The following is a 24614-nucleotide window of genomic DNA, read 5'->3' on the forward strand; positions in this document are numbered from 1 at the left end:
TGTCCTTAAGGCGCTCAGATACCCGCCGCCGCCGACAGGTCGGCCTTGATGGCGGCCAGGGCCGCGTTCGCCGTGCCGCGGGCCTCGTCCGGGGACTGGCCGGAGACGACCGGGACGACGACCTCCAGGTAGCACTTGAGCTTGGGCTCGGTGCCGCTGGGGCGGACCACGACGCGGCCGGAGCGGACGCCGAGGGTCTGCGAGCCCGCGAGGTAGTAGCGCAGGCCGTCGGTCGGCGGCAGCTCGTCCGAACCCTGCGACAGGTCGTCGGCCTGGGTCACCGAGAGGCCCGCCAGCGCGGTCGGCGGCTGCTCGCGCAGGCGCCGCATCGCGTCGGCGATCAGGGAGAGGTCCTGGACGCGGACGGAGAGCTGGTCGGTGGCGTGCAGGCCGTGCTCCACGGCGAGGTCGTCGAGCAGGTCGACCAGGGTGCGGCCGTCGCGCTTGAGCTCGGCGGCGAGTTCGGCGACGAGCAGGGCGGCGGTGATGCCGTCCTTGTCGCGGACGCCCTCGGGGTCGACGCAGTAGCCCAGCGCCTCCTCGTAGCCGTAGCGCAGGCCGTCCACGCGGGCGAGCCACTTGAAGCCGGTCAGCGTCTCGGTGTAGCGGAGCTTGGCGGTGGCCGCGATCCGGGACAGCAGGGTGGAGGAGACGATCGTGGTGGCGAAGACGCCGTGGGCCTGCTTGCCGACCAGGTGGGCGGCGAGCAGCGCGCCGACCTCGTCGCCGCGCAGCATCCGCCAGCCCGCCTCGGTGCCGGGGGCCGGGACGGCGACGGCGCAGCGGTCCGCGTCCGGGTCGTTGGCGATGACGATGTCGGGTCCGGCGGCGCGGGCGGTGGCGAACGCGAGGTCCATCGCGCCGGGCTCTTCCGGGTTGGGGAAGGCGACGGTCGGGAAGTCGGGGTCCGGCTCGGCCTGCTCGGCGACCACGGTCGGCGCCGGGAACCCGGCCCGCGCGAACGCGGCGACCAGGGTGTCCCGGCCCACGCCGTGCATCGGCGTGTAGACAACGTCTACGTCGCGCGCGGAACCGGGGGAGAGCACCGCGTCGGTCCGCTCCAGGTACGCGTTCAGCACGTCGTCGCCCAGCACGTCCCAGCCCTCGGACGGGCGCGGCACGTCGTTGAGGGAGGCCACGGCGGCGATCTGCGTGGCGATCTCGCCGTCGGCGGGCGGCACGATCTGCGAGCCGTCGCCCAGGTAGACCTTGTAGCCGTTGTCGCGCGGCGGGTTGTGGCTCGCGGTGACCTCGACACCGGCGACCGCGCCCAGGTGACGTATCGCGAAGGCGAGGACGGGGGTGGGCAGCGGGCGCGGCAGCAGCGCGGCCTTCAGGCCCGCGCCGACCATGACGGCGGCGGTGTCCCGGGCGAAGTCGGCGCTCTTGTGGCGGGCGTCGTAGCCGATGACGACCAGGCCCTCGCCCTGCCCCTTGTCCTTGAGGTACGCGGCCAGACCGGCCGCCGCGCGGATGACGACGGCGCGGTTCATCCGCATCGGACCCGCACCCAGCTCCCCGCGCAGCCCGGCCGTGCCGAACTGGAGGGTGCCCGCGAACCGGGCGGCCAGCTCGGCGGTGTCCTCGGCGTCGATGAGCTTGGTCAGCTCCTCCCGGGTCTCGGGATCGGGGTCCTCGGCCAGCCATGCCTTCGCCCGGCTGATCAGCTCCAGCTCCGCGGAATCGGTTGCCACGTCATGCTCCTGACTGTGGGGATGGGGTGCACTGGGTTGTGGGGACGCTGTGGGCGCGCCCGGCGTACGCCGCCCCGGACCGGCGGCTTCTTCGTGGCGGGGGCCGCGGGCCGTGGAGGGAACGGCGTACGGGTACCCGGATCGTGCCACGGCTATGAGGCGCGTCGACCACCCGTCTTGGTCGGGCGTCTCGTACGTTCGTACGGGATTCCCGGGCTGCGGGCGCCGAACCCTCGGAGGGGGGCCTTACGGGGCGAGCCCGAGGGTGGGTCAAGGTGCGGGTCGGGTGCGAGCCCGGGGGTGGGCCGGGGTGCAGGTCGGGTGCGGGTCGCGCTCGGTGGGTCCCGTGCGGGGTGGCCCTTACGAGGCGTGAGCCGAGTGCGGTGGCCCGTGAGGGTGGCCCTTAGGGGGTGTGCGCGGGGCGCGGTGGCCTGCGGTGGTCCCCTCCGGGTGGCCCTTACGGGTTTGGGCCGTGCGCGACGGTCCCGTACGGGTGGCACCTTCGGGTCCGGGCCACGTGGGTGGCCGGCCCTTACGGGGCGCGTCCCCTTCCGTCACCGGCGGCCCGTCAGGCCCAGACTCCCGCTCCCGTCAGACCCCGGCTTCCGCTCCGGCCGGACCCCGGCCCGGTGCGCGTCCCGATCTGCCGGGAGTGGCACCGGGCGGGGGCCCGGCCGGTCGGAGGCCACGGGCGGCGGCCCCGCCCCCCCCGGCCCGGCCCCGCAGGAGCCCCGCCCCCCCGCGGCCCGCGCCGCCCCCCCCCCCGGCCGCCCCGCGGCCGGGGGGCCCTCCCGATGGGGGGGGTGGGCCCCGGGGGGGGGCCCCGGCCGGTGGGAGCCCCCGGGCGGCGGCCCGGCCGCCGACGGCCGGGCCCAGCAGGAGCCCGGCCCGAAGGCGGCCCGGTCAGCCCGACCGGCCCGACGAGCCCGCCTCGGCCCGACCGGCCCGCCTCGGCCCGGTCAGCCCGGATCGCTCGTCAGAGCTTCGGCAGCACCTGGGCGAGCAGGCTGCCCATGCGGGTCGCGGAGTCGCGGCCGGCCTGGAGCACCTCTTCGTGGTTGAGCGGCTCGCCGGTCATGCCCGCGGCGAGGTTCGTCACCAGCGACAGGCCCAGGACCTCGGCACCGGCCTCGCGGGCGGCGATGGCCTCCAGCACGGTGGACATGCCGACGAGGTCGGCGCCCATGGTGCGGAGCATTTTGATCTCGGCCGGGGTCTCGTAGTGCGGGCCGGGGAGCTGGGCGTAGACGCCCTCCTCCAGGGTCGCGTCGACCTCCTTGCACAGCTCGCGCAGGCGCGAGGAGTACAGGTCGGTCAGGTCGACGAAGTTCGCGCCGACGATGGGCGAGGTGGCGGTGAGGTTCAGGTGGTCGCTGATCAGGACCGGCTGGCCGGGGCGCATGCCGTCGCGCAGACCACCGCAGCCGTTGGTCAGGACGATGGTCTTGCAGCCCGCGGCGGCGGCGGTGCGGATGCCGTGCACGACGGAGGCCACGCCGCGGCCCTCGTAGAAGTGCGTGCGGCCCAGGAAGACCAGGGCGCGCTTCTCGCCGATCTTGTACGAGCGGATCTTGCCGCCGTGACCGGCCACGGCCGGCGCGGGGAACCCGGGCAGCTCGGTGACCAGGAACTCGTGCTCGGGCTCGCCGAGCGCGTCGGCGGCGGGGGCCCAGCCGGAGCCCATCACGAGGGCGACGTCGTGGGTCTCGGCGCCGGTCAGTTCGCGCAGGCGGGCGGCGGCGTCGGCGGCGGCACCCTGGGGGTCTGCCTGGATCTCCGAAGTAGCAAATGCGTTCACGCCGACGAGGGTAGCCGCAATTCTCCTACGCGCGTAGATGTCGCCGGCAACGGTGCTGGGATCGTTGCTTTGTCGGTTCGCACAGGCGACGGAGCAAACGGACGAACCGGGCGGCGCCACGACACCCGTAAGGGCCACCCCGTGTACCCGTAAGGGTCAGCCGTACGGGTAGCCCGCGCGGGCGCATGGCCCGGAACGTCCCGTACGCCCCCTAGGGGGACGCGGCCTCGGGGTGACCCCAGGGCGGCGTCAGCACGGCCGCTTGCGCAGCTCCATCACGTAGTCGTGCGGCGCGCCCGCCGACTCCGCGGCGTCCGCGATCTCCCCCAGGTAGCGCGCCGACGGCAGCCCGCCCTCGTACCCGTTGAGGACGAAGAGCCAGGCAGCCTCGTCGCCGTCCAGCGTGTGCACCCGCACCCGCATCCGCCGGTAGACGTCCAGGCCCACGCCCTCCCAGCGGTCCATGGAGTCCTCGTCCATGGGGGCGATCTCGTAGAGGGCGACGAAGACCTGGGAGCCGGGCGCTTCCACGATGGTGGGCAGGGCGCCCTCCCAGCCCATCTGTTCGCCCCCGAAGGTGAGCCGCCAGCCGTCCAGCCAGCCGGTCCCACGCAGCGGCGAGTGCGGTGCGCGGCGGGACATCAGCCGCGCGTCGAGGTTGCCGGCGTACGCGGCGTAGAGCGACATGGTCCGAGAGTACGGGAGCCGGTCCGTCCGCCTCCGGGTCCGCGGGAGGCATGGCGCCGACGCGACGGCCCGTACGGGGACCCGTAGGGGGTCGGTGCGACGACTCCCGGAGGCCGTCCGCACGTCACCCCTTGGAGGTGGTCCGGGCCATGACCCCGGCGGTCGGCAGGCACCGGCCCGGGCGAAGGCGGTCGCGCGCCGACCCGGCAGGCGGCGCCCGTCAGGGCGCGCATCACCCCCTCAGGCAACGTCCCGACCAGCGCCCGGGGATGGGCGGCGCGAACGTTCGGCCCCGGAGCGAGCCCCGGGACACAAGTGCGAGACAATGGAGTACGTGACTCGGATCGTGATCATCGGTGGCGGACCCGGCGGATACGAGGCGGCCCTGGTGGCCGCCTCACTCGGCGCGGAGGTGACCGTCGTCGACTGCGACGGTCTGGGCGGGGCGTCGGTGCTCACCGACTGCGTCCCCTCGAAGACCCTCATCGCGACGGCCGAGGTGATGACGACGTTCGACTCCTCGTACGAGGAGCTGGGCATCATCGTCGAGGACGACACCCCGTACGTCGACCGCCCGGCGCGGGTCGTCGGGGTGGACCTCGGGAAGGTCAACCGCCGCGTCAAGCGCCTCGCGCTGGCCCAGTCGCACGACATCACCGCCTCCGTGACGCGGGCCGGCGGCCGGGTGCTGCGGGGGCGCGGGCGGCTGGAGCCGGGGCAGTCGCCGGACGGTTCGCGCCGGGTGACGGTCACGATGTGCGACGACACCGAGGAGACGCTGACCGCCGACGCGGTACTGATCGCGACGGGCGCCCACCCGCGCGAGATCCCCGACGCCCAGCCGGACGGCGAGCGCATCCTGAACTGGACCCAGGTCTACGACCTGGACGAGCTGCCCGAAGAGCTCATCGTGGTCGGATCGGGCGTCACCGGCGCCGAGTTCGCGGGCGCCTACCAGGCCCTGGGCTCGCGCGTCACGCTGGTCTCCTCCCGGGACCGGGTGCTGCCGGGCGAGGACCCGGACGCGGCGGCCGTCCTGGAGGACGTCTTCCGCCGCCGCGGCATGAACGTGATGGCCCGCTCCCGCGCCGCCTCCGCCAAGCGGGTGGGCGACCGCGTCGAGGTCACTCTTTCGGACGGTCGCACGATCAGCGGCACGCACTGCCTGATGGCCGTCGGCTCCATCCCGAACACCGCGGGCATCGGCCTGGAGGAGGCCGGGGTCACCCTCACCGAGTCGGGCCACATCAAGACCGACCGGGTCTCGCGCACCTCCGCGCCGGGCGTGTACGCGGCCGGTGACTGCACGGGCGTCCTGGCGCTCGCGTCCGTCGCCGCCATGCAGGGCCGCATCGCGATGTACCACTTCCTGGGCGACGCGGTCACGCCGCTGAACCTGAAGTCCGTCTCGGCGAACGTCTTCACCGACCCGGAGATCGCCACCGTCGGCTATTCGCAGGCCGACGTGGACGCCGGTGTCATCGACGCGCGCGTGGTCAAGCTGCCGCTGCTGCGCAATCCGCGCGCCAAGATGCAGGGCATTCGCGACGGATTCGTGAAACTGTTCTGCCGCCCCGGCACCGGCATCGTCGTCGGCGGTGTGGTGGTCTCGCCGCGCGCCAGCGAACTGATCCACCCGATCTCCATCGCCGTCGACAACAATCTGACGGTGGAGCAGATCGCCAATGCCTTCACCGTGTACCCGTCGCTGTCCGGCTCGCTCGCCGAGGTGGCGCGGCAGTTGCACACCCGCAAGGCGGCGAGCGAATAACGGCGCGCATTATCGGGATTCCGGTATATCCGGATGCCGGATCCCGGTGACTGCTTACCGATGACCTCGGATACCGCGACCGTAGAAATACCGAAATATCAAAGTACCGAACGGTCGAACCGAACAAAGGCGCTGGTCGCCAGGCGAACGGGCGCCCCTTGCCAGGCGAGTCGGGCCAACGGCATATACCACGGGCGGCCATCGGTAACGAACAACTTCCGTTAATTGGTGCAACCTGCTGAAAAGAGACGGTCGTTGGCGTTACTGTCAGTTTCGTGTTCGCTGCAGAACGTCGCCAATTGATCCTAGAAATGGTGCGCGCGAACGGAGCGGTTTCGCTCCGTGAGCTCGCCCGTGTCGTCCAGACCTCCGAAGTGACCGTACGGCGGGATGTGCGGGCTCTGGAGGCAGAAGGACTGCTCGACCGCCGGCACGGCGGTGCGGTCCTGCCCGGGGGGTTCGCCCGTGAATCCGGGTTTCCTCAGAAATCCCATCTAGCGACCGCGGAGAAGACGGCCATCGCCGATCTCGCGGCGGGCTTCGTCGAAGAGGGCGAGGCCATCGTCGTCGGGGCCGGGACGACCACGCAGGAGCTGGCCCGCCGGCTGGCCCGCGTGCCCGGTCTGACCGTGGTCACCAATTCCCTGCTGGTCGCCCAGGCGCTGGCCCATGCCAACCGCGTCGAGGTCGTCATGACCGGCGGCACCCTGCGCGGGTCCAACTACGCCCTGGTGGGCAGCGGGGCCGAACAGTCCCTCCAGGGGCTGCGGGTGTCGCGCGCCTTCCTGTCGGGCAGCGGCCTGACCGCGGAGCGCGGCCTGTCCACCTCCAACATGCTCTCCGCCAGCGTCGACCGGGCGCTGGTGCAGGCGGCGGCGGAAGTCGTGGTGCTCGCCGATCACACCAAGCTCGGGACGGACACCATGTTCCAGACCGTGCCGACGGACGTGATCACCCGCCTGGTGACCGACGAGCCGTCAGGGCACGACGAGCGCGCCGCGACCGAGCTCCAGGCCCTGGCCGACCAGGGCGTGCAGATCTCGGTGGCGGGCGGGCCGGACGCCGGGGCCGGGGCGGGCCAGCCGCACAGAGAGGCCGGCCCGGTCGACCGGCGGGCGCCCAGGAGGGAGGTACCGCTGCCGGGTCAGCGGCGCGGTCATCCCGCCAACGGGGCCGGCCCGGCGCCGCAGCTGCGCACGGCCCCGCCGCTCGGCGAACAGCCCCCGGGCCGGATCGCCGATCTGGCCCCTCGCCGGCGCTGATCGAGAGGGCCGAGCCGTTCGGGCCGAGTCGATCGGGCTGGCTCGGTCAGGTTGGGTTGATCGGGCTGGGTCATGCGGCTGAGTCGATCGGGCCGAGTGCCGTTCGGCTCAGTCGTTCGGGTTGCGCCGTTCGGGGAGTTCCGCGGGGTCGTACGGAGGAACCGGTGAGTGGGGTTCCGCGGGGCCGTACGGAGGAACCGGCGGGCGGGGTGTCATCGGGCTCGCGGAGAGCCGGTGAGCGGAGTGCACGGGCCCTAACGGGACCGGCCGCCGCGTCCCGTAAGGGTCACCCCGCCGCTCGGACGGCCCCTGTACTCGGCCGATCGGCCGGTCCCGCCGCTCGGGCCGGCCGGGCCCGTAAGGGAAACCCGTACGAGACGAGAACGGCCAAGAGAAGTCCGTACGACACGAGACCGGCCATCGGCGCCCGTGCCCGACCGGACGGAACAGGCGCCCGGGCAGAGCCGGGCGGGACGGGCCACGAGGGGCGCCACAGGGGCGCCACGAGGGCGCCCAAGGGCAGAGCTCAGGAAGCCCTGCCGCCCGTCGGCTTGAGGCCGGTGAGGGTGAGGGTCAGCAGCCGGTCGGCCAGTTCGGGGTCGTCCGGCGACTCCTCGGCGGCCAGCGCGATGCCGTTGGTCAGCTGCATCAGGTCGTGGATCGTCACGTCGGGGCGCACCGCCCCGGCCCGCTGCGCGCGGTCCAGCAGCTCGCTCCCCGCCTCCCGCATCGGGACCCGGCACCGCGCCAGCCCCGAGCTCTCGTCGGCGGGGGCGGCCATCAGCGCCCGCGACAGACCGCGGTACGTGCTGGCGTGCGTGACGATCGCGCGCAGCCACGCGACCAGCGCCGCGCACGGCTCGGCCGCGTCGCTCAGCTCCCGGGCGCGCGTCAGCAGCGCCTCCACCTCGCCTTGGAAGACGGCGCCCATCAGGGCCGTGCGGTTGGGGAAGTGCCGGTACAGGGTGCCGATGCCGACGCCGGCGCGGCGCGCGATGTCCTCCAGCGACGCGTCCGTGCCGTGCTCGGTGAAGGCCGTCCGGGCCACCGCCAGCAGCCGCTCGTAGTTGCGCCGGGCGTCGGCGCGCATGGGACGGACCGCGTCGTGCGCCGCGGCCTGCCGCTCCGCCTGCTGCCGCGGCGCGGCCCCGTGGTGCGCCGGGGGCTGCGGTGCCGCCGGTCCGGCTCCCGCGGCCCGGTGTTCCGCGGGGCGCCGCCCCGCCGTCTCGGTCGTCGCCATACTCGCCGTCCTCCCTCGCCCCGGCCCGTCCAGGTCCGGTCAGTCCAGCATGCCACCGCCCGCACGCCGGTCACGTCCGTGTGACCTGCGCCGGTGCCCCGTCCGCCGGTTTCCGGCAGGGGGCCGCGGCACGGTCCTCCGTGTGTCCGGACGCCGGTCCGCCGTCCGGCGCGCCCCGCTCGCCGGGCCCGTGGCCCCCGCGTCCGCACCGTCCCAGGCTTTCCGGCGGGCCGGGTGTCCAAAAGCGGTACGGGAGGCGAAGCACGGACATACCGCGAGGGGCGCGTGGGCGAACACCTGCGCGAGGTGGCAACGGACGCCCCTCAGATGGCATCAAACCTGGCGCAATGAGGTCGTCGACGGCCGATGGAACGCGTGAGGGAACCTGAGGAACGCAATGGGACTGACCAGCCGGTCGCTGCTGTACACGATGATCGCGCTCGCCGTGGTCTGCGTGGGGCTCACCCTGTGGCTGTGGCCCCGGTTCGCCGGACGGGGGCCGCGCGCGCTGCTCGGGAGGCTGGGCAGCGTCGTGGTGACGCAGGTGGCCATCGTCGCCGCCCTGGGGCTCGCCGTGAACGCCAACTTCCAGTTCTACGGGTCGTGGCAGGAACTCCTCGGCACCTACGACGACGCCCCGGGCGCCGTGGGCAAGTGGGGCGACCAGGGCGCCGCCGGGCCCGCCGGCGACCCGGCCAAGGGCCTGGTCCAGGCGTCCGGACCGGAGGGCCTGGACAAGGTGCACGGCGTCCCCAAAGGCGCGCCGGATCAGGTCGGCAAGGTGGAGACCGTACGGATCGTGGGCAAGCGGACCAAGGTCGTCAACCCGGCGTACGTCTTCCTGCCGCCGCAGTACTTCCAGCCCCAGTACGCCCGGCAGCGGTTCCCCGTCGTCGTGGCGATCAGCGGGTACCCGGGCGGGGTGTTCCTCCTCGGGCAGCACCTGCGGCTGCCGCAGACCGCGGCCGACCTGATGCGCAAGGGCAAGATGCAGCCGGCCGTCATCGTCATGCTGCGGCCCACCATCGCGCCGCCGCGCGACACCCAGTGCGTGGACGTGCCGGACGGGCCGCAGGCCGAGACGTTCTTCGCCAAGGACGTGCCGGACGCGCTCAAGGCCCACTACCGGGTCGGCCACGACCCGAGCGGCTGGGGCGTGCTGGGCTACTCCTCCGGCGGGAGCTGCGCGCTCCAGCTGACGATGCGGCACCCGCACACGTACACCGCGGCGGCGGCGCTCTCGCCCGACTACAAGGTGACCAACGACCCGACCACCGGGAACCTCTTCGGTGACGGCAAGGACCGGATCAAGCGGAAGCAGGGCCACGACCTGATGTGGCGGCTCGAACACCTGCCCGCTCCGCAGGTCTCCGTCCTGGTGGGCACCAGCAAGGAGGGGGAGAAGAACTACCCGGCGGCGCGGCGGTTCCTGGACGCCGTCCGTCCGCCGATGCGCGCGGAGTCGATCGTCCTGGACCACGGCAGCCACAACTTCGCCACCTGGCGGCGCGAACTCCCGGCCGCCCTGGAGTGGATGAGCAGGGAGCTGACGTTCCCGGAGGACGTGGTCGGGAAGTCGTAGGGGCGGGTGCGGGGCGGCTGCGCGGGGTCTCCGGTACGGGAGGTCCCGTAGGGGCGTTCCCGTAGGGGCGTTCCCGTACGGAGAAAGCCGCAGGGGATTCCCCGTACGGGATGGGCCGGAGGGGATGTCCCGTAGGAAACAGGCCGTAAGGGCCTCCCCGTACGGGAAAAGCCGTAGGGGGTCCCCCGTACGGAAAAAGCCGTACGAGGAACCCCCTACGGGAGAATCAGCGACCCTCGGGGACCGTCAGGCAGTCCTTCGGTCCTCGGTCCTTGAGTCTTCGGTCCTCGGTCCTTCAGTCCTTGATCTCGCAGATGACGGCGCCGGAGGAGAGCGAGGCGCCGACCTCGGCGTTCAGGCCCTTGATCGTGCCGGCCTTGTGCGCGTTCAGGGGCTGCTCCATCTTCATGGCCTCCAGGACGACGACCAGCTCGCCCTCGGCGACCTCCTGGCCCTCCTCCACGGCGACCTTGACGATGGTGCCCTGCATCGGCGAGGCCAGCGCGTCACCGGAGGCGGCGGAGCCGGACTTCTTGGCGGCCTTGCGCTTGGGCTTGGCGCCCCCGGCGACGGCGGCCCGGGCCAGCGGCATGCCCAGCGAGGAGGGCAGCGAGACCTCCAGCCGCTTGCCGCCGACCTCGACCACGACCGTCTCGCGGCTGTCCGCCTCGGCCTCGTCGGTGCCCGCGCCCGCGAACGGCTTGATCTCGTTGACGAACTCGGTCTCGATCCAGCGGGTGTGGACGGTGAACGGGTCCGCCGAGCCGGTCAGCTCCGGCGCGAAGGCCGGATCCTTGACCACCGCGCGGTGGAAGGGGATGGCGGTGGCCATGCCCTCCACCTGGAACTCCTCCAGCGCGCGGGCGGCGCGCTGGAGCGCCTGCTCGCGGCTGGCGCCGGTGACGACGAGCTTGGCCAGCAGGGAGTCCCAGGCCGGGCCGATGACGCTGCCGGACTCCACGCCCGCGTCCAGTCGCACGCCCGGGCCGGACGGCGGGGCGAAGCGGGTGACGGTGCCCGGGGCGGGCAGGAAGTTGCGGCCCGGGTCCTCGCCGTTGATGCGGAACTCGAAGGAGTGGCCGCGCACCGGCGGGTCGTCGTAGCCGAGCTCCTCGCCGTCGGCGATGCGGAACATCTCGCGGACCAGGTCCAGGCCGGTGACCTCCTCGGTCACCGGGTGCTCGACCTGGAGGCGGGTGTTGACCTCAAGGAAGGAGATGGTGCCGTCCTGGCCGACCAGGAACTCGCAGGTGCCGGCGCCCTCGTACCCCGCCTCGCGCAGGATCGCCTTGGACGCGCGGTACAGCTCCGCGTTCTGCTCCTCCGTCAGGAACGGCGCGGGCGCCTCCTCGACGAGCTTCTGGTGGCGGCGCTGGAGGGAGCAGTCACGGGTGGAGACGACGACCACGTTGCCGTGCTTGTCGGCCAGGCACTGGGTCTCGACGTGCCGGGGGCGGTCCAGGTAGCGCTCCACGAAGCACTCGCCGCGCCCGAAGGCGGCGACCGCCTCGCGCACCGCCGAGTCGTACAGCTCGGGGACCTCTTCCAGCGTGCGGGCGACCTTCAGGCCGCGCCCGCCACCGCCGAAGGCCGCCTTGATGGCGATCGGCAGGCCGTGCTCCTCGGCGAAGGCCACGACCTCGTCCGCCCCGGAGACCGGGTCGGGGGTGCCGGCCACCAGCGGCGCGCCGGCGCGCTGGGCGATGTGCCGGGCGGCGACCTTGTCGCCGAGGTCGCGGATGGCCTGCGGCGGCGGGCCGATCCAGGTCAGCCCGGCGTCGAGGACGGCCTGGGCGAACTCGGCGTTCTCCGAGAGGAAGCCGTAACCGGGGTGGACGGCGTCCGCGCCGGAGTCGGCGGCGGCCTGCAGCACCTTGGAGATGTCCAGGTAGCTGGTGGCAGGAGTGTCACCGCCCAGGGCGTATGCCTCATCAGCCGCACGGACATGCAGAGCATCCCGGTCCGGGTCCGCGTAGACGGCTACGCTCCCGATCCCGGCGTCCCGGCATGCACGGGCAACGCGAACAGCGATTTCGCCACGATTGGCGATGAGCACCTTGCGCACGATGACTCCCTCCTTGAAACAAGCCGAGTTTAGGGAATGGCGACACCGCGTGCCGACCCGTACCCAGGGGTGAGCTTGCCCACACGGAATGCCTCCCGGGGCCTCCCGGGACGCCTTACTCCCTATATACCCCCAGGTGAGGCCCTCGGTCGGGGGAAAACTAGGGGTTTCCCCATGATCGGGACCACTGCGGGCGCGTAATTACCGGGGAGTGGTTTCTTTGTGGAGTCCCTACGAATGGGCGAAGGAAACTTTGCCGCCGTTCCCCGTCGGCGACCCGTCCCCGCGCGACCGGCGCAGACCCCTTGCCCTGCCTATTACCCGTTAGTAGCGTGCCCGATGTCCTCTGTACTCGCGGTAACAGGCACAGCGGAAGGGGGTGGGCGCGGGTGGCGGCACGCAAATCCGTGGCCCTGGCCGCGGCCGTGCTCCTGGTCCTGGAGGGCCTGGGAATCCTGCTCCTCAACTGGATCCTGGGCCTGGTCGTGGACCGGCAGCAGATGTCACTGGCGGGCGTCGACCCCGGGGTGATGTCCGTCGGCGCCTGGGTGGGCGGCGGCCTGTTCGCCCTCTTCCTCTTCGCCTGCGCCTACCCGCTGGCCCGCTGCGGCCTCCGCGACCACGCCCCCGGCCGCTTCGCCCGCATCGTCCTCATCACCTGCGCCGTCGTCCACGGCCTGCTCGCCGCCGTCACGGTGGGGCCGTTCGGGTGGGCCGCGTTCGTGGTGATGATGGCGGTGGTGGGCCTGATCGTGCTGACGTTGATGATGTACGGGGAGACGGACGGGGTGGCGGACGGCGCGCCAGGGGGCAAGGCCGGTGACGTTACTGACGGCCCGTCGGACGGCGGCGGAACCGCGGACCCCGGCTCCGGCGGCGGTGAACCGGGAGGCCCGGCCCCGGCGTCCACGTGAGGCGCGTGGGCGGGACGAGCACAGGTGAGTGCGCCCGGCCCGCCACCCACTGACTGCGCCCGGCCCGCCCCCGCCGTCCGGCGCTCAGAACTGCTGCTGCTTCGCGTCCGGGGGGAGGAAGCAGGAGGTCGTCACCGTGAACTGAAGCTGGTCGGGGTTGTCGAGGCTGTAGAGGCGGACGTGGAACCTCTCCTTCTTGTTGTGGCCCCGCATGTCCACCGGGCGCGAGTCCTGGGGGCGCTCCGTGGTGGTGATCCCGGTGATGCCGTGCTGCTCCAAGGCCGTGCGAAGCTTTCGGGCGGCGGCTATGTGCCGGTCGCGCGGGAGGTCCCCCTCGATGTGATACGTGAGAGTGAAACGGCCGTCCTCGGCGACTTCGTCGTTCTTTCCCACGCAGTTGTGGAAGCGCTTCACCTCGGTCTTCGGTGCCGGTTTCACGTCCGCGTCGTGCGCCATGGCCCGGGTGTACTGCTGGGCCCAGCGCAGCGCTTCTTCTCTGCTCTTGCGGGGCAGTGGCGCGTTGATGTCCGCGCCGCCGGACATGCAGGCTGTTGTGAGGAAGAGCGCGGCGACGCACAGGACGCGCGGCGCGGTACGGGCGGTGGCCAAAGTGGTGTCCCTTCGCGGGCTGCTCGCCGTTGTCCGAGGGAGCCGCGGGATGTCGTTGTCAGGCGTCCGCGTCAGGCGTTTCCGTGAGGCGGTGGGGGTTGCGGACACGTGCGGAGGTGTGTCCCCGACCCCCACCGCGTGGTGCCCCGGTCGCTTGGGATCGCCGGAGCCTTCCAGGTCGGTTCAGAACTGCTGCTGCTTCGCGTCCGGGGGGAGGAAGCAGGAGGTGCTGACGGAGAGGCGCAGGGTGTTCGGTGGCTTCACCGTGTCGGCGATGACGAGGAACTTCTCGGCGGTGTGCTTGCCGTAGAGCGTCACCTTGTGCGCGTCCGTCTCCTCGGTGTAGTCGGAGACGTCCACCCCGTGGTCCTTCAGGGCCGCGCGCAGTTTGCGGACCGCCGCGATGTGCTGTTCGCGCGGGAGGTGGGCGTACACGGTGTACGTGAGGCTGAAGCGGCCGTCCTCGGCCACCTCGTCGTGCTTGCCGACGCACGCTTCGAAGTCGGTGAACGGCCCGGGGCCGTCGGCGATCGCCACCTCGGCGTAGTGCGCCATGGTCGAGGTGTACTGCTTGGCCCACGCGAGGGCGTCGGCCCGGCTCTTGCGCGGCAGGGGGGCGTTGATGTCGTCGGACGGCTGGGACACGCAGGCTCCGGTGAACAGGAGGGACAGGACGATCAGGAGGAGGGAGAGCGGTCTCCGGCGGCGCGGGACCGCGCCGGACGGAGGCCGGGGCGTACGGAAGCTGCCGGGCGGGCGCCGGGACATCGGGACATCGCCGGACGAGCGCCGTGACACCGGGACACCGTCGGGCGGGCGCCGTGACACCGGGAAACCGCCGGGCGGGCGCCGGTGCGCTCGGACGCCGCCGGACGGTTCTGGCCCCGGGCGGGCCGTGGCGGACGGCCCCGGGTCCTCCGGTGGCGTGCCGGATGGACCACGGCTCACGGGTGCGGGCCCAACGGGATGTTCGGGCGGTTCGGGTCGCCGATGGTCTCCTTGGGGGCGGGTGTCGGCTTGGAGCCCGCGATGATCTTCCCCTGGTTGGCGAGGCTCTGGCTGGGGCCGTCCTTCGTCTCGTCCCAATAGCCGCTGTGGCCCTCGGTGTCGACCTTGAACCGGTGGCCGCCGAACATGTCCGTGATCGCCGGGTCGGAACCGAGCGTGGCACCGGCGGCCCACTTGATGCCGTCGTCCTTCGCCCGGCCGACGTAGACGTGGTCCGGGTCGATGTTGAGGTCCTCCGCCTTCCGCACGGTCATGCCGGGGCTGCCGACCACGGCGATGTCGTCGGCGCCCAGGCCCCCGTCGTGCGCGGCGGCGGCGCCGACCACGGTGGAGCCGTAGCTGTGGCCGAGCACGGTGAGGTGGGCCGGGCTGTCGCCCTCGTGCGAGGCGCGCAGGCCGTGGGTGAAGTTCCGCAGGTCCGGCGCGGCGTCCTCGGCGCGCCCGGTACCGGCCACGGAGAGGTTCGCGGCCTGGGAGACGGGGATCTCCGGGGCGTCGTAACCGAGCCAGTAGACCATCGACGTGCTCGCGTTCGGGTCCTCGCGCATGGCGGCCCGCTGGAGCTTGTCCATGCGGTCGAGCTGCCCGCCGGTGGACTCCATGGTGGTGTCGGTGCCGGGCACCTGCACGCCGACGTTGTCCGCCGTGTCCGGGTTCCCCTGGGCGATCACGGCCTGGCCGTCGCCCTCGGAGTCGAAGTTGAGCAGGTAGAGCTGCTTGCGGCCGGTCTCGCCGTCCCGCTTGTCCATCTCGCGTTGCAGCGTCAGGAGGTTGTTCAGCCGCTTGTTGTAGTCGTCGGTGGAGTACTTGTCGTGGTACTCGGAGTTCTCCAGCGCGCTCAGTTCCTGCTCCAGCGCGAGCCGGTTGGCGTCGTCGCGGACGTTGGAGGGCAGGCCGTCGACCTTGCCGATCACTTCGGGGTGGAGGGCGGCGAGGGAGGTGCGCTGTTCCTCCGGGAGGTCCTTCCACCACTTCGCGGCTTCCTTGGGGTCCTCCGGTGCGACGGGGGCGGCGAGCTTGTCCATCGTCTTGCCCAGCTGGGCGACGTCGTGCTGGGCCTCGCCGCCCGAGTCGTCGATGTTGCCCTGGAGGATGTCGCCGTCGAGGATGCCGAGGTTCTTGGCGAGCTCGTCGTCGGCCTCCTTGGCGGAGTCGAGGGCGATGTTGATTTCGCGCTGGTAGATCCCCATCAGGTTGGACAGGGAGGCCCGGTCGGCCTGTGCCTGGACGTCGTCCCCGGACGTGGCCTCCTTCTGGCGCGCCGACGTGTCCAGCTTGCCGTCGTCCTTGACGACGAAACCCTCTGCCTCGGCGTTCTTCACGCTCTCGCGCAGGCTCCGCTGGGCGTCCTGGAGCTTGGCGTGCCCGACGGTGATGACCTCGGCGATGGCCATGGCCTCGGTACGGGCGATGCCGAAGCGTTTCTCCAGGTCTTCGAGGAAGAAGAGGGCGGAATTGGCGTCATCGCCCTTCCAGTTGGCGTGCAGCGGGCCGGTCACCTTGGTGCGGTGCCGGTCGGTGAGCGTGTCCATGGTGGTGGACAGCTTCCGCCAGGCCGCGGCCGATTCCTCGACATCGGACAGGTCCAGTTTCATGAGACGTGCGTAGATGGAGCTCACGTGCGCTTTCCCCCGTTGGAGCGGTTTCCCGTGTCGGTGTCATGAGAGAGCGGGCCGTCCGCCCGCGGAGGCCGCCCCCGGAACCACGTCTTCGGGGACGGCCGGCGGCGGCTCACCCGAAGGGCGAGTTCCCGGTCGGCGTCGCCATGGGCTTGGCGTTCGCCATGTCCTCCGGCGTCCACTTCGCGCCGGGGTCGGGACCGGTGTACGCGGGTCCGCCGTTGCCCGGGCGGAGGTGGTCCGCGCCCGGCATGGGGTGGGTGCCTTCGGATCCGGCCGCTCCCGGGCCGCCGATGTCGCTGAGGCCGGGTGGGCGGTTCGCGTTCGGCATGGGGTGGGTGCCCTCGGATCCGGCCGCTCCCGGGCCGCCGATGGTGCCGTTGTCCGGGCGGAGGTGGTCCGCGCCCGGCATGGGGTGGGTGCCTTCGGACCCGGCGGCGCCGGGGCCGCCGATGTCGCTGAGGCCGGGTGGGCGGATCGCGTTCGGCATGGGGTGGGTGCCCTCGGAGCCCGCCGCACCCGGGCCGCCGATGGCGCCGGGGCCGCCGGCGGGCGCGCTCATCGTCCGCAGCGCCGACTGGGTCTGCGTCTCGGCGCCCTTCTTCTCGAAGTCCCGGTAGGTGTCTTCCTCGTTCCACTCATGGCCGGACGCCGTGGCGCGCAGGTTGTTGGCGCCCGCCTTGGCGCGGGCGTGCATGCCGTCCAGTGAGGGCTTCCAACTGTCGGCGAGCTGCTGGAGGGCCTTCCCGGCGGCCCAGCCCGTGAGCGCCTGGGCGGCATCCTTGGACGTGGAGACGGCCTTGTCGTTCGGTTCCTTCATGTCGTCCGCTATCGCGTCCTCGGCCTGCGCGGACGCGCGCAACTCGGCCGGATCAACCGCTGTCTTGCCGGACACTCGCGTGCTGCCTTTCCCCCGACATTGTCATGGCGCAGGCAGGTTATCAACGCCCGGGAATCGGCTGACCTGTGACTCGTACCGAGAGGTTTTTTTACGTGGCACCGCCGAACGACGCCCCCTCCGGCCTCCCGCCCCGCGCGACGGAGACGGCCGGGCGCCCTCCTGGAGCGCCCGGCCGTGGGGGTCGGGAACGCGATCGAGGGCGCCCGGCCGTGAAGGGTCGGGAACGCGGCCGAGGCCGCGTCGTCCTCACTGCGACCAGAGGTCCGTGATCCGTACGTCGAGGCCGGACAGCAGCAGGCGCAGGAGCGGGAGGGACAGGCCGATGACGTTGCCCGGGTCGCCGTCGATGCCGTCGATGAACGGTGCCGAGCGGCCGTCGAGCGTGAAGGCGCCCGCGACGTACAGGGGCTCGCCGGTGGCGACGTACGCGGCGATCTCGGCGTCGGTCGGTTCGCCGAAGCGGACGGTGGTGGAGGCGGTGGCCGAGGACCGCCGGCCGCTTCGGTTGTCGATCACGCAGTGGCCGGTGCGCAGCACGCCCTCCCGGCCGCGCATGGACTTCCAGCGGGTCGTGGCGTCCTCCGCGTCGACCGGCTTGCCGAGCGCCCGCCCGTCCAGCTCCAGCACCGAGTCGCAGCCGACGACCAGGGCGTCGGCGGCCTCGGGGCGTACGGAGACCGCGTCGGCCTTGGCCTCGGCCAGGACGCGGGCCAGCGCGTCGGGGGTGTCGGCGGTGATCGCGTCCTCGTCCACGCCGCTGACCACGACCTCCGGGGCGAACCCGGCCTGTTCCAGCAGCTTGAGGCGGGCGGGGGACTGGGAGGCGAGGACGAGGCGACGGCGGGGCTGTTCGGTCATGACGGCCATCGTAGAGGGGCGGGGAGGGGACGAAGGCGGCATACCGCCCGGAGGGGCGGGTGCGGGCCCCGCCCCTCCGGCGTATGGACACAGACTGGCCTGAGGACGCAGGCCGACCTGTGGGCACAGACCGACCTGAGCACGCAGACCGGCCTGAGCACGCAGGCCCGGCCCGGCCCCCCGCCTCGGCTCACCTGTTCAGCACGGCCTCCATGACCTTCTTGGCGATGGGGCCGCCCAGCTTGCCGCCCGCGATCTCCGCGCGCGGGATGTCCATGTCCTTGGGGTCCACGAAGACCGCCACCGCGACCGGCGTCTCGTTGCCCTTCTTGGCGTACGCGACGAACCAGGCGTACGGCCGCTCGTCCCGGACGTTCGCGCCGTGCTGCGCGGTGCCGGTCTTGGCGCCCACGGTCACGCCGTCGATCAGCGCCTTCTTGGCGGTGCCGTTCTCCGCGGTGTTCACCATCATCTCCTGCACCAGCTTCGCGGTGCGCTCGGAGACGGCCTGGCTGTATTCCTTGGGCGCGAACTTCTCCAGCGTGGAGAGGTCCGGTCCACGCAGCTCGTCCACCATGTACGGGTTCATCACCTTGCCGTCGTTGGCGATGCCCGCGACCACCATGGCCATCTGGAGCGGAGTGCTGGTCAGGCTGCCCTGGCCCATGCCGGTGAGGGCGGTCTGCGGCTTGTCCAGCTTCTCCGGGTAGCCGCTGGCGGTGGTGCGGACGGGCGTGAAGATCTCCTTGTTGAAGCCGAACTTCTCGGCCGTCTCGCGCATCTTGTCGACGCCGACGTTCTTGGCGGCGTCCAGGAAGACGTTGTTGCAGGACCACTGCATGCCGACCTTCATCGACACCTTGTCGCACATCGAGTTCGGCACGTCGTTGCCGACCGAGGTCCTGGTGTTGGGCAGCGTGTACGGGGCCGGGGCGCCCGAGGGGGCGTTGATGTCGCCGACCGTGCCGTGCTCCAGGGCCGCCGCGGCGGTGAGGATCTTGAAGGTGGAGCCCGGGGGGTAGATCTCGCGGGTCGCCCGGTTGTTCAGCGGCTTGGACTTGTCGTTGTCCAGCTCCTTGAACTTGCGGCCCTCGGCGAAGGAACTGCCGGAGAAGACGGAGGGGTCGTACGACGGCGTGCTCGCCATGGCCAGGATCTTGCCGGTGGCGGGCTCCAGGGCGACCACCGCGCCGTTGGCCTTCAGGTCGGTCAGGCTCTTGTACGCGACCCGCTGGGCCTTCTCGTTGATCGTGGTGATCACGTCGCCGCCGCGCGGCTTGTCACCGGTGATGATGTCCTTGGCCCGGTTGAGGAACAGCCGCTTGTCCTTGCCCGAGAGCAACTCGTCGTAGACGCCCTCCAGGAAGGTCGTGCCCTGGGCCTGCGAGGAGTACCCGGTGATCGGGGCGTACATCGGGCCGTCCTTGAAGACCCGCTTGTACTTGAAGTCGGATCCGGCGACCTCCACCGAGTCGGTGATGGGCTTCCCGCCGACGATGATGTTGCCGCGCGGCTCCGCGAACCTGGAGATGACCACGCGCCGGTTGTGCTTGTCGCTGGCCAGCGCGTCCGCCTGCACGAACTGGATCCAGGTACCACGCACCATCAAGGCGAGCACGAGCAGCCCGCAGAAGACGGCTATGTGTCTGAGCGGCCTGTTCATCGTTCCCTCACTCCGTCTCTCACTCCGTCCTTCATCCCTTTGCGACGTACGGACGTCCTGATGGTGCTCCAAGGGTGAAAGATGCGTTCGAGGGGGGTGGTGGTTGCGGTGTGACGGGTTTCGGCCGTTTTCCGATTTCGGGCTTCCGGCTCCGGGCCTCCGGTTCCGGGCTTCCGGTTTCCGGCTCCGGGCCTCCGGCGGACGCGGGCCGGTCTACGGGCGTAGCACCCGGAGCCGGTTCAGTGGCCGCCCACCATGAACATGAGGATCACCGCGGCCACGGCCATCACGATCCCCATCCGCCGGAGCATGGCCTGCGCTTGGCGCAGCTCCTCAGGGGGCTCGTCGGGCGGGTCGGACCACAGCATTCCTCGATCCTCCGCCCGCGAACACCCCCAGCGCCTGAGTACGCGTACTCAGGCGCCTGGTGGGGATGGCCACACGGAGGAACGGAGGGCGGGGTGGACGGACGGCGTAGGGGCGGACCGGTGGGCGGACCGGTGGGACGCCGCGGACGCCGTCGGGCCGGCGGGTGGACCTCACGGGCCGGGCCGGATCGGCGTGCTCGTCAGGTTGGCCGGATCCGTCCTGTTCGCCGGGCGTCCGCCCTGTTCGCCGGGCGTCCGCCCCGCTCAGCGCGGCCAGAAACTGGTCCGCCACGCTCCCGGGGCCGGGCGCGGCATCCGGCGCGCGGCGACCGCGGCGGCCGGGGACGCCCACTCGTCCGTGCGCTCGGGGCCGGGCGCGACGGCCGTACCGGCCGCCGCGCGGGCTCGGACCACCGCCAGGGCGGCGGCCAGCTCCTCGGGGGTCGGATTGCCGCGCACCACGCGGATCGGGGCGTGCGGATCGCCGGGGGACGGATGGGGGCCGGTGCCCCCAGGGGAGTACGGCATCGCCTGCTGCCTCCTTCGGGCCTTCGGGCGGGGTGCGACGGGGCCGGTTGCCCGCGTCGCGGACGGGCGTGCGTGCGGTGACGTGCCAGGGGCCGTGTGCCCATCCCGTACGGGCCGGCCCGGAGAGGCGGTCCCTTACGGGCGAGACCCGTAAGGGACGGCCCGTACGGGGTGCCCCGTAAGGAACGTCCCGGTGGGGGTGCCCCGTAAGGAACGTCCCGTACGGGATGCCCCGTAAGGAACGGCCCGGAGGGGTCACCTGTACGGGATGCCCCGGAGGGGGCGCCCCCTACCGGTGGTCCCGGAAGGGGCAGCCGTACGGGATCGGCATCGCGCCCCGCCGCCCGCCTCGCGGCGAGGGCGGGCACCGCGCGTCACAGCGGAATGTTGCCGTGCTTCTTCGGAGGCAGCGCCTCGCGCTTGTTACGCAGCGTGCGCAGCCCGCGGACGATGTGGCGGCGGGTGTCGGACGGCATGATCACCGCGTCCACGTAGCCGCGCTCGGCCGCCACGTACGGGTTGAGCAGCGTGTCCTCGTACTCCTGGATCAGCTCCTGGCGCCGGGCGTCCTGGTCGGCCGGGTCCTCGATGGCCGCGAGCGTGCGGCGGTGCAGGATGTTGACCGCGCCCTGCGCGCCCATGACGGCGATCTGGGCGGTCGGCCAGGCCAGATTGAGGTCGGCGCCCAGGTGCTTGGAGCCCATGACGTCGTACGCGCCGCCGAACGCCTTCCGGGTGATGACGGTGATCAGCGGCACCGTGGCCTCGGCGTACGCGTAGATCAGCTTGGCGCCGCGCCGGATGATGCCGTCCCACTCCTGGTCCGTGCCCGGCAGGAAGCCCGGCACGTCCACGAAGGTCAGGACCGGGATGTTGTACGCGTCGCAGGTGCGCACGAAGCGCGCGGCCTTCTCGCTCGCGTTGATGTCCAGGCACCCGGCGAACTGCAGCGGCTGGTTGGCCACGATGCCCACCGAATGGCCCTCGACCCGCCCGAAGCCCGTGATGATGTTCGGCGCGAAGAGCGCCTGGGTCTCCAGGAACTCGCCGTCGTCCAGCACGTGCTCGATGGCGGTGTGCATGTCGTACGGCTGGTTCGCCGAGTCCGGGATGAGGGTGTCCAGCTCGCGGTCGGTGTCCGAGGTCTCCAGGTCGGCCTCCTCGGGGAAGGCCGGCGGCTCGGAGAGGTTGTTGGACGGCAGGTAGGACAGCAGCGCCTTGACGTACTCGATGGCGTCCTTCTCGTCACCCGCCATGTGGTGCGCCACGCCGGAGGTGGTGTTGTGCGTCCGGGCGCCGCCCAGCTCCTCGAAGCCCACGTCCTCGCCGGTGACGGTCTTGATGACGTCCGGGCCGGTGATGAACATGTGCGAGGTCTGGTCGACCATGACCGTGAAGTCGGTGATGGCGGGGGAGTAGACCGCGCCGCCCGCGCACGGGCCGACGATCAGGCTGATCTGCGGGACGACGCCGGAGGCGTGCACGTTCCGCCGGAAGATCTCCGCGAAGAGCCCGAGGGCGACCACGCCCTCCTGGATGCGCGCCCCGCCGCCGTCGTTGATGCCGACGACCGGGCACCCGGTCTTCAGCGCGAAGTCCATCACCTTGACGATCTTCTCGCCGTACACCTCGCCGAGCGAGCCGCCGAAGATGGTGAAGTCCTGCGAGTACACGCAGATGGGGCGGCCGTCGACGGTGCCGTAGCCGGTGACCACGCCATCACCGTAGGGACGGTTCTTCTCGATGCCGAAGTTGGTGGAGCGGTGCCGCGCGAACTCGTCCAGCTCCACGAACGAGCCCTCGTCGAGCAGCAGCTCGATCCGCTCACGGGCCGTCAACTTGCCCTTCGCGTGCTGCTTCTCCACGGCGCGGGCGGAGCCGGCGTGGGTGGCCTCGTCGATCCGGCGCCGCAGGTCGGCCAGCTTGCCCGCGGTGGTGTGGATGTCTGCGTTGCTGACGGGGGGTGCTTCCGGCTCGGACATCGGGATGCGGCTCCTGCTCGTCCTGGACTGGTGCTCGTACGAGGGTGATACGGGTTCGGCTACCAACTCGTAGCGTAACCGCGGGTCCGTCCGGTGACACTGCGTCGTTGACCACACCTAGGCTGGGCCCATGACGCCTCAACCACCGGAAAACCAGGACAAAGACCTCCCGGACGACGGCCCGGAACCCCGCGCGCACGACTGTCCCGACGCGCGCCCCGAAGGCACGCGGCGTGCCGGTGCCGACGCTGCCGGGCCGGGGTCCGCCGCGTCCGGCGGGCGCTGGTCCGACCTGGACCGGCCGCCGCTGAACGCGATGGGGCTGCGCCGCGCCCTGGTGCGCCCCGGCGGGCTGTGGACCTCCCTGGACGTCGTCCCGGCCACCGGCTCCACCAACTCCGACCTGGCGGCCAGGGCCGCGAACACGCCCGAGGGCGCCGTGCTCGTCGCCGAGGAGCAGACGGCCGGGCGCGGACGGCTGGACCGGCGGTGGTCCGCGCCGCCGCGCTCCGGGCTGTTCTTCTCCGTCCTCCTCAAGCCGCGGGTGCCGGTGGAGCGCTGGGGGTGGCTGCCGCTGCTCGCCGGGGTCGCCACCGCCACCGCGCTGTCCCGGGCGGCCGGCGTGGACACCGCGCTGAAGTGGCCCAACGACCTGCTGGTGACCTGCCCGGCGGCCGAGAGCCCGGCGGACCTGCGCACCGTGGACGTGGAGGCGGGCGAGGAGCGCAAGGCCGGCGGCATCCTGGCCGAGCGCGCCGCGGACGGCGTCGTCCTCGGCATCGGGCTGAACGTTTCGCTGCGCGCCGACGAACTGCCGGTGCCGGGCGCCGGCTCGCTCGCCATGGCCGGCGCGCGCAACCTGGACCGGGACCCGCTGCTGCGCGCCGTCCTGCGGTCGCTGGAGCAGTGGTACGGCCAGTGGCAGCACGCCGACGGCGACCCGGCGGACAGTCGCCTCCAGGAGACGTACGCGGCGGGCTGCGCGACCCTCGGCCGCCATGTCCGCGCCGAACTCCCCGGCGACCGGGTGCTGTCCGGCGAGGCGGTGGCCGTGGACGGCGACGGCCGGCTGGTCCTGGCCACGGAGGACGGCGTGCAGCAGCCGGTCTCGGCCGGGGACATCGTCCACCTGCGTCCGGGGGAGGGCGGCTGGGGGAGGGGGTGAGGGACGGGGCGAGGGACGGGGTTTCCCGTAGGGGGCCGGAGCCCTGCGGGGAATCGCGGGTTTCCCCGTAGGGGACGGCGGGGGCGGGGTGCTTCCGCGAGCCGAGCCCGTAAGGGACGCCCTCCAGGGGTGGCGAGACCGGTGGGGAAGGGCTTCCCGGGCGGGGCGGCGTCCGTAGGGAGCCGGGTTCCCAGGGTGGGGCGGCGTCCGTGCGGGCCGGGTTCCCAGGGCGGGGCGGTGTCCGTACGGGCCGGGTTCCCAGGGAGGGGCGGCGTCCGTACGGAGTCGGGCCCCGGGCGGTTTTTCCCATAAGGCCGCCGCTGCCCGGAAGGGCTCGGGGGACCAACCAGAAGCGCCCGGCAGAAATGGCCTCTTCCGTAAGAGGTGGGTCTGATTCCGTACGGGACGGTTCCGTGACCGACCGGGATTCTGCCCCTACGGGACGCGACGCGTCCCGGCCCGGGTTCTCCCGTAAGGGGCCGGGACGGTGCCGGACCGCTACCCCCAGCAGTGGACGCGTGGCCGGGAAACCGTCGTCGGCGGACGTGTGGACGTGACGCGTCCCTGGTGGACGCGCGGGCTGGACCAATCGCTCTTATGGGGCGATCGGGGCGATAGGGGTGGGACGGAAGAGTGAGCCAGAGCACACCTGCCGTATCGTTGAGGCGATCCGCCGTGCAGCGGACACGAGCGAGAAGTGATCGGAAGGGCAGTGCGCAGGGATCGGACAGGGAGCGGGCGGTGACCGCCGACGACTCGGGGGCCGTTCCGCGCGAGACGGACGTCGCCCCACGTGACGCCGCCGCCACCCGCGGCGACGGTGCCGCCGCAAGCAACGGCGCGAGCAACGCCGCGAAGAACGGCGCGCCCGGCGGACCGGCGCCGGCCGCCGGCGCCAAC

The 24614-nt window shown here is 72.3% G+C and carries 19 protein-coding genes; 5 read left to right on the top strand and 14 right to left on the bottom strand.

Translation table 11 applies throughout. The annotated features are described in order from the left end of the window. Window positions 1-14: 14 nt before the first annotated feature. The 3 genes from ABZX96_RS05060 to ABZX96_RS05070 form a co-directional block, all read right to left on the bottom strand. Entirely contained in the window at window positions 15-1694 is a 1680-nt protein-coding gene (locus ABZX96_RS05060; protein WP_355537963.1) for a phospho-sugar mutase, read from the bottom strand. A gap of 976 nt (window positions 1695-2670) precedes the next feature. Then, window positions 2671-3492, bottom strand: a complete 822-nt coding sequence (locus ABZX96_RS05065; RefSeq protein WP_355537966.1) for a purine-nucleoside phosphorylase — start codon at window positions 3490-3492, stop codon at window positions 2671-2673. A gap of 249 nt (window positions 3493-3741) precedes the next feature. Continuing rightward, window positions 3742-4179, bottom strand: coding sequence for a gamma-glutamylcyclotransferase (locus ABZX96_RS05070; protein ID WP_355537969.1), 438 nt, complete (start codon window positions 4177-4179; stop codon window positions 3742-3744). A gap of 325 nt (window positions 4180-4504) precedes the next feature. Between ABZX96_RS05070 and ABZX96_RS05075 the strand changes: the two genes are divergently transcribed. Together ABZX96_RS05075 and ABZX96_RS05080 are read left to right on the top strand one after the other, a co-directional pair. Further along, complete coding sequence (locus ABZX96_RS05075; RefSeq protein WP_355537972.1) at window positions 4505-5950, top strand: NAD(P)H-quinone dehydrogenase; 1446 nt, start codon at window positions 4505-4507, stop codon at window positions 5948-5950. A gap of 275 nt (window positions 5951-6225) precedes the next feature. Then, the gene (locus ABZX96_RS05080; RefSeq protein WP_355537975.1) at window positions 6226-7212 is read left to right on the top strand and encodes a DeoR/GlpR family DNA-binding transcription regulator; all 987 of its coding nucleotides are present in this window, start codon (window positions 6226-6228) and stop codon (window positions 7210-7212) included. A 526-nt stretch (window positions 7213-7738) separates the two neighbouring features. Here ABZX96_RS05080 and ABZX96_RS05085 read toward each other — a convergent pair. Next, window positions 7739-8302, bottom strand: a complete 564-nt coding sequence (locus ABZX96_RS05085; protein WP_355538071.1) for a helix-turn-helix domain-containing protein — start codon at window positions 8300-8302, stop codon at window positions 7739-7741. 547 nt (window positions 8303-8849) lie between these two features. Here ABZX96_RS05085 and ABZX96_RS05090 point away from each other — a divergent pair. Beyond that, window positions 8850-10034 (top strand): alpha/beta hydrolase-fold protein, encoded by a 1185-nt coding sequence (locus ABZX96_RS05090; protein ID WP_355537978.1) that lies wholly within the window; start codon window positions 8850-8852, stop codon window positions 10032-10034. A 295-nt stretch (window positions 10035-10329) separates the two neighbouring features. Here ABZX96_RS05090 and ABZX96_RS05095 read toward each other — a convergent pair whose 3' ends face one another. Continuing rightward, window positions 10330-12099 carry a biotin carboxylase N-terminal domain-containing protein gene (locus tag ABZX96_RS05095; RefSeq protein WP_355537981.1) on the bottom strand — a complete coding sequence of 590 codons (1770 nt, stop codon included), beginning with the start codon at window positions 12097-12099 and terminating at the stop codon, window positions 10330-10332. A gap of 389 nt (window positions 12100-12488) precedes the next feature. Here ABZX96_RS05095 and ABZX96_RS05100 point away from each other — a divergent pair, with 389 nt between their 5' ends. Beyond that, window positions 12489-13013 (top strand): hypothetical protein, encoded by a 525-nt coding sequence (locus tag ABZX96_RS05100; protein ID WP_355537984.1) that lies wholly within the window; start codon window positions 12489-12491, stop codon window positions 13011-13013. Window positions 13014-13097: 84 nt separating this feature from the next. On the opposite strand, the gene ABZX96_RS05105 is transcribed toward ABZX96_RS05100, so the two are convergent. The 9 genes from ABZX96_RS05105 to ABZX96_RS05145 all read right to left on the bottom strand — a co-directional run bounded on the left by ABZX96_RS05105 (window position 13098) and on the right by ABZX96_RS05145 (window position 22549). Continuing rightward, on the bottom strand, window positions 13098-13622 hold the full coding sequence (locus ABZX96_RS05105) for a hypothetical protein (protein ID WP_355537987.1): 525 nt from the start codon (window positions 13620-13622) through the stop codon (window positions 13098-13100). Between the two features lie 183 nt (window positions 13623-13805). Then, complete coding sequence (locus ABZX96_RS05110; RefSeq protein WP_355537990.1) at window positions 13806-14390, bottom strand: hypothetical protein; 585 nt, start codon at window positions 14388-14390, stop codon at window positions 13806-13808. 176 nt (window positions 14391-14566) lie between these two features. Continuing rightward, window positions 14567-16225, bottom strand: coding sequence for an alpha/beta hydrolase (locus tag ABZX96_RS05115; RefSeq protein ID WP_355537993.1), 1659 nt, complete (start codon window positions 16223-16225; stop codon window positions 14567-14569). A gap of 136 nt (window positions 16226-16361) precedes the next feature. After that, a complete protein-coding gene (locus ABZX96_RS05120) occupies window positions 16362-17144 on the bottom strand; it encodes a hypothetical protein (RefSeq protein ID WP_355537996.1) in 783 nt (260 codons plus the stop codon). A 252-nt stretch (window positions 17145-17396) separates the two neighbouring features. After that, window positions 17397-18008, bottom strand: coding sequence for a nucleoside triphosphate pyrophosphatase (locus ABZX96_RS05125; RefSeq protein ID WP_355537999.1), 612 nt, complete (start codon window positions 18006-18008; stop codon window positions 17397-17399). A 190-nt stretch (window positions 18009-18198) separates the two neighbouring features. Next, on the bottom strand, window positions 18199-19671 hold the full coding sequence (locus tag ABZX96_RS05130; RefSeq protein WP_355538002.1) for a penicillin-binding protein 2: 1473 nt from the start codon (window positions 19669-19671) through the stop codon (window positions 18199-18201). Between the two features lie 239 nt (window positions 19672-19910). Next, window positions 19911-20039, bottom strand: coding sequence for a hypothetical protein (locus ABZX96_RS05135; RefSeq protein WP_355538005.1), 129 nt, complete (start codon window positions 20037-20039; stop codon window positions 19911-19913). A gap of 264 nt (window positions 20040-20303) precedes the next feature. Beyond that, window positions 20304-20507: an acyl-CoA carboxylase epsilon subunit gene (locus ABZX96_RS05140; RefSeq protein WP_355538074.1), complete on the bottom strand. Its 204-nt coding sequence runs from the start codon at window positions 20505-20507 to the stop codon at window positions 20304-20306. A 434-nt stretch (window positions 20508-20941) separates the two neighbouring features. After that, window positions 20942-22549, bottom strand: a complete 1608-nt coding sequence (locus ABZX96_RS05145; protein ID WP_355538008.1) for an acyl-CoA carboxylase subunit beta — start codon at window positions 22547-22549, stop codon at window positions 20942-20944. Window positions 22550-22679: 130 nt separating this feature from the next. On the opposite strand from ABZX96_RS05145, the gene ABZX96_RS05150 reads away from it, so the two are divergent. Beyond that, a complete protein-coding gene (locus ABZX96_RS05150) occupies window positions 22680-23714 on the top strand; it encodes a biotin--[acetyl-CoA-carboxylase] ligase (RefSeq protein WP_355538011.1) in 1035 nt (344 codons plus the stop codon). Window positions 23715-24614 lie beyond the last annotated feature (900 nt).

Origin of the sequence: Streptomyces sp. NPDC003077, from assembly GCF_040611095.1 — a bacterium.
Lineage (GTDB): Bacteria > Actinomycetota > Actinomycetes > Streptomycetales > Streptomycetaceae > Streptomyces.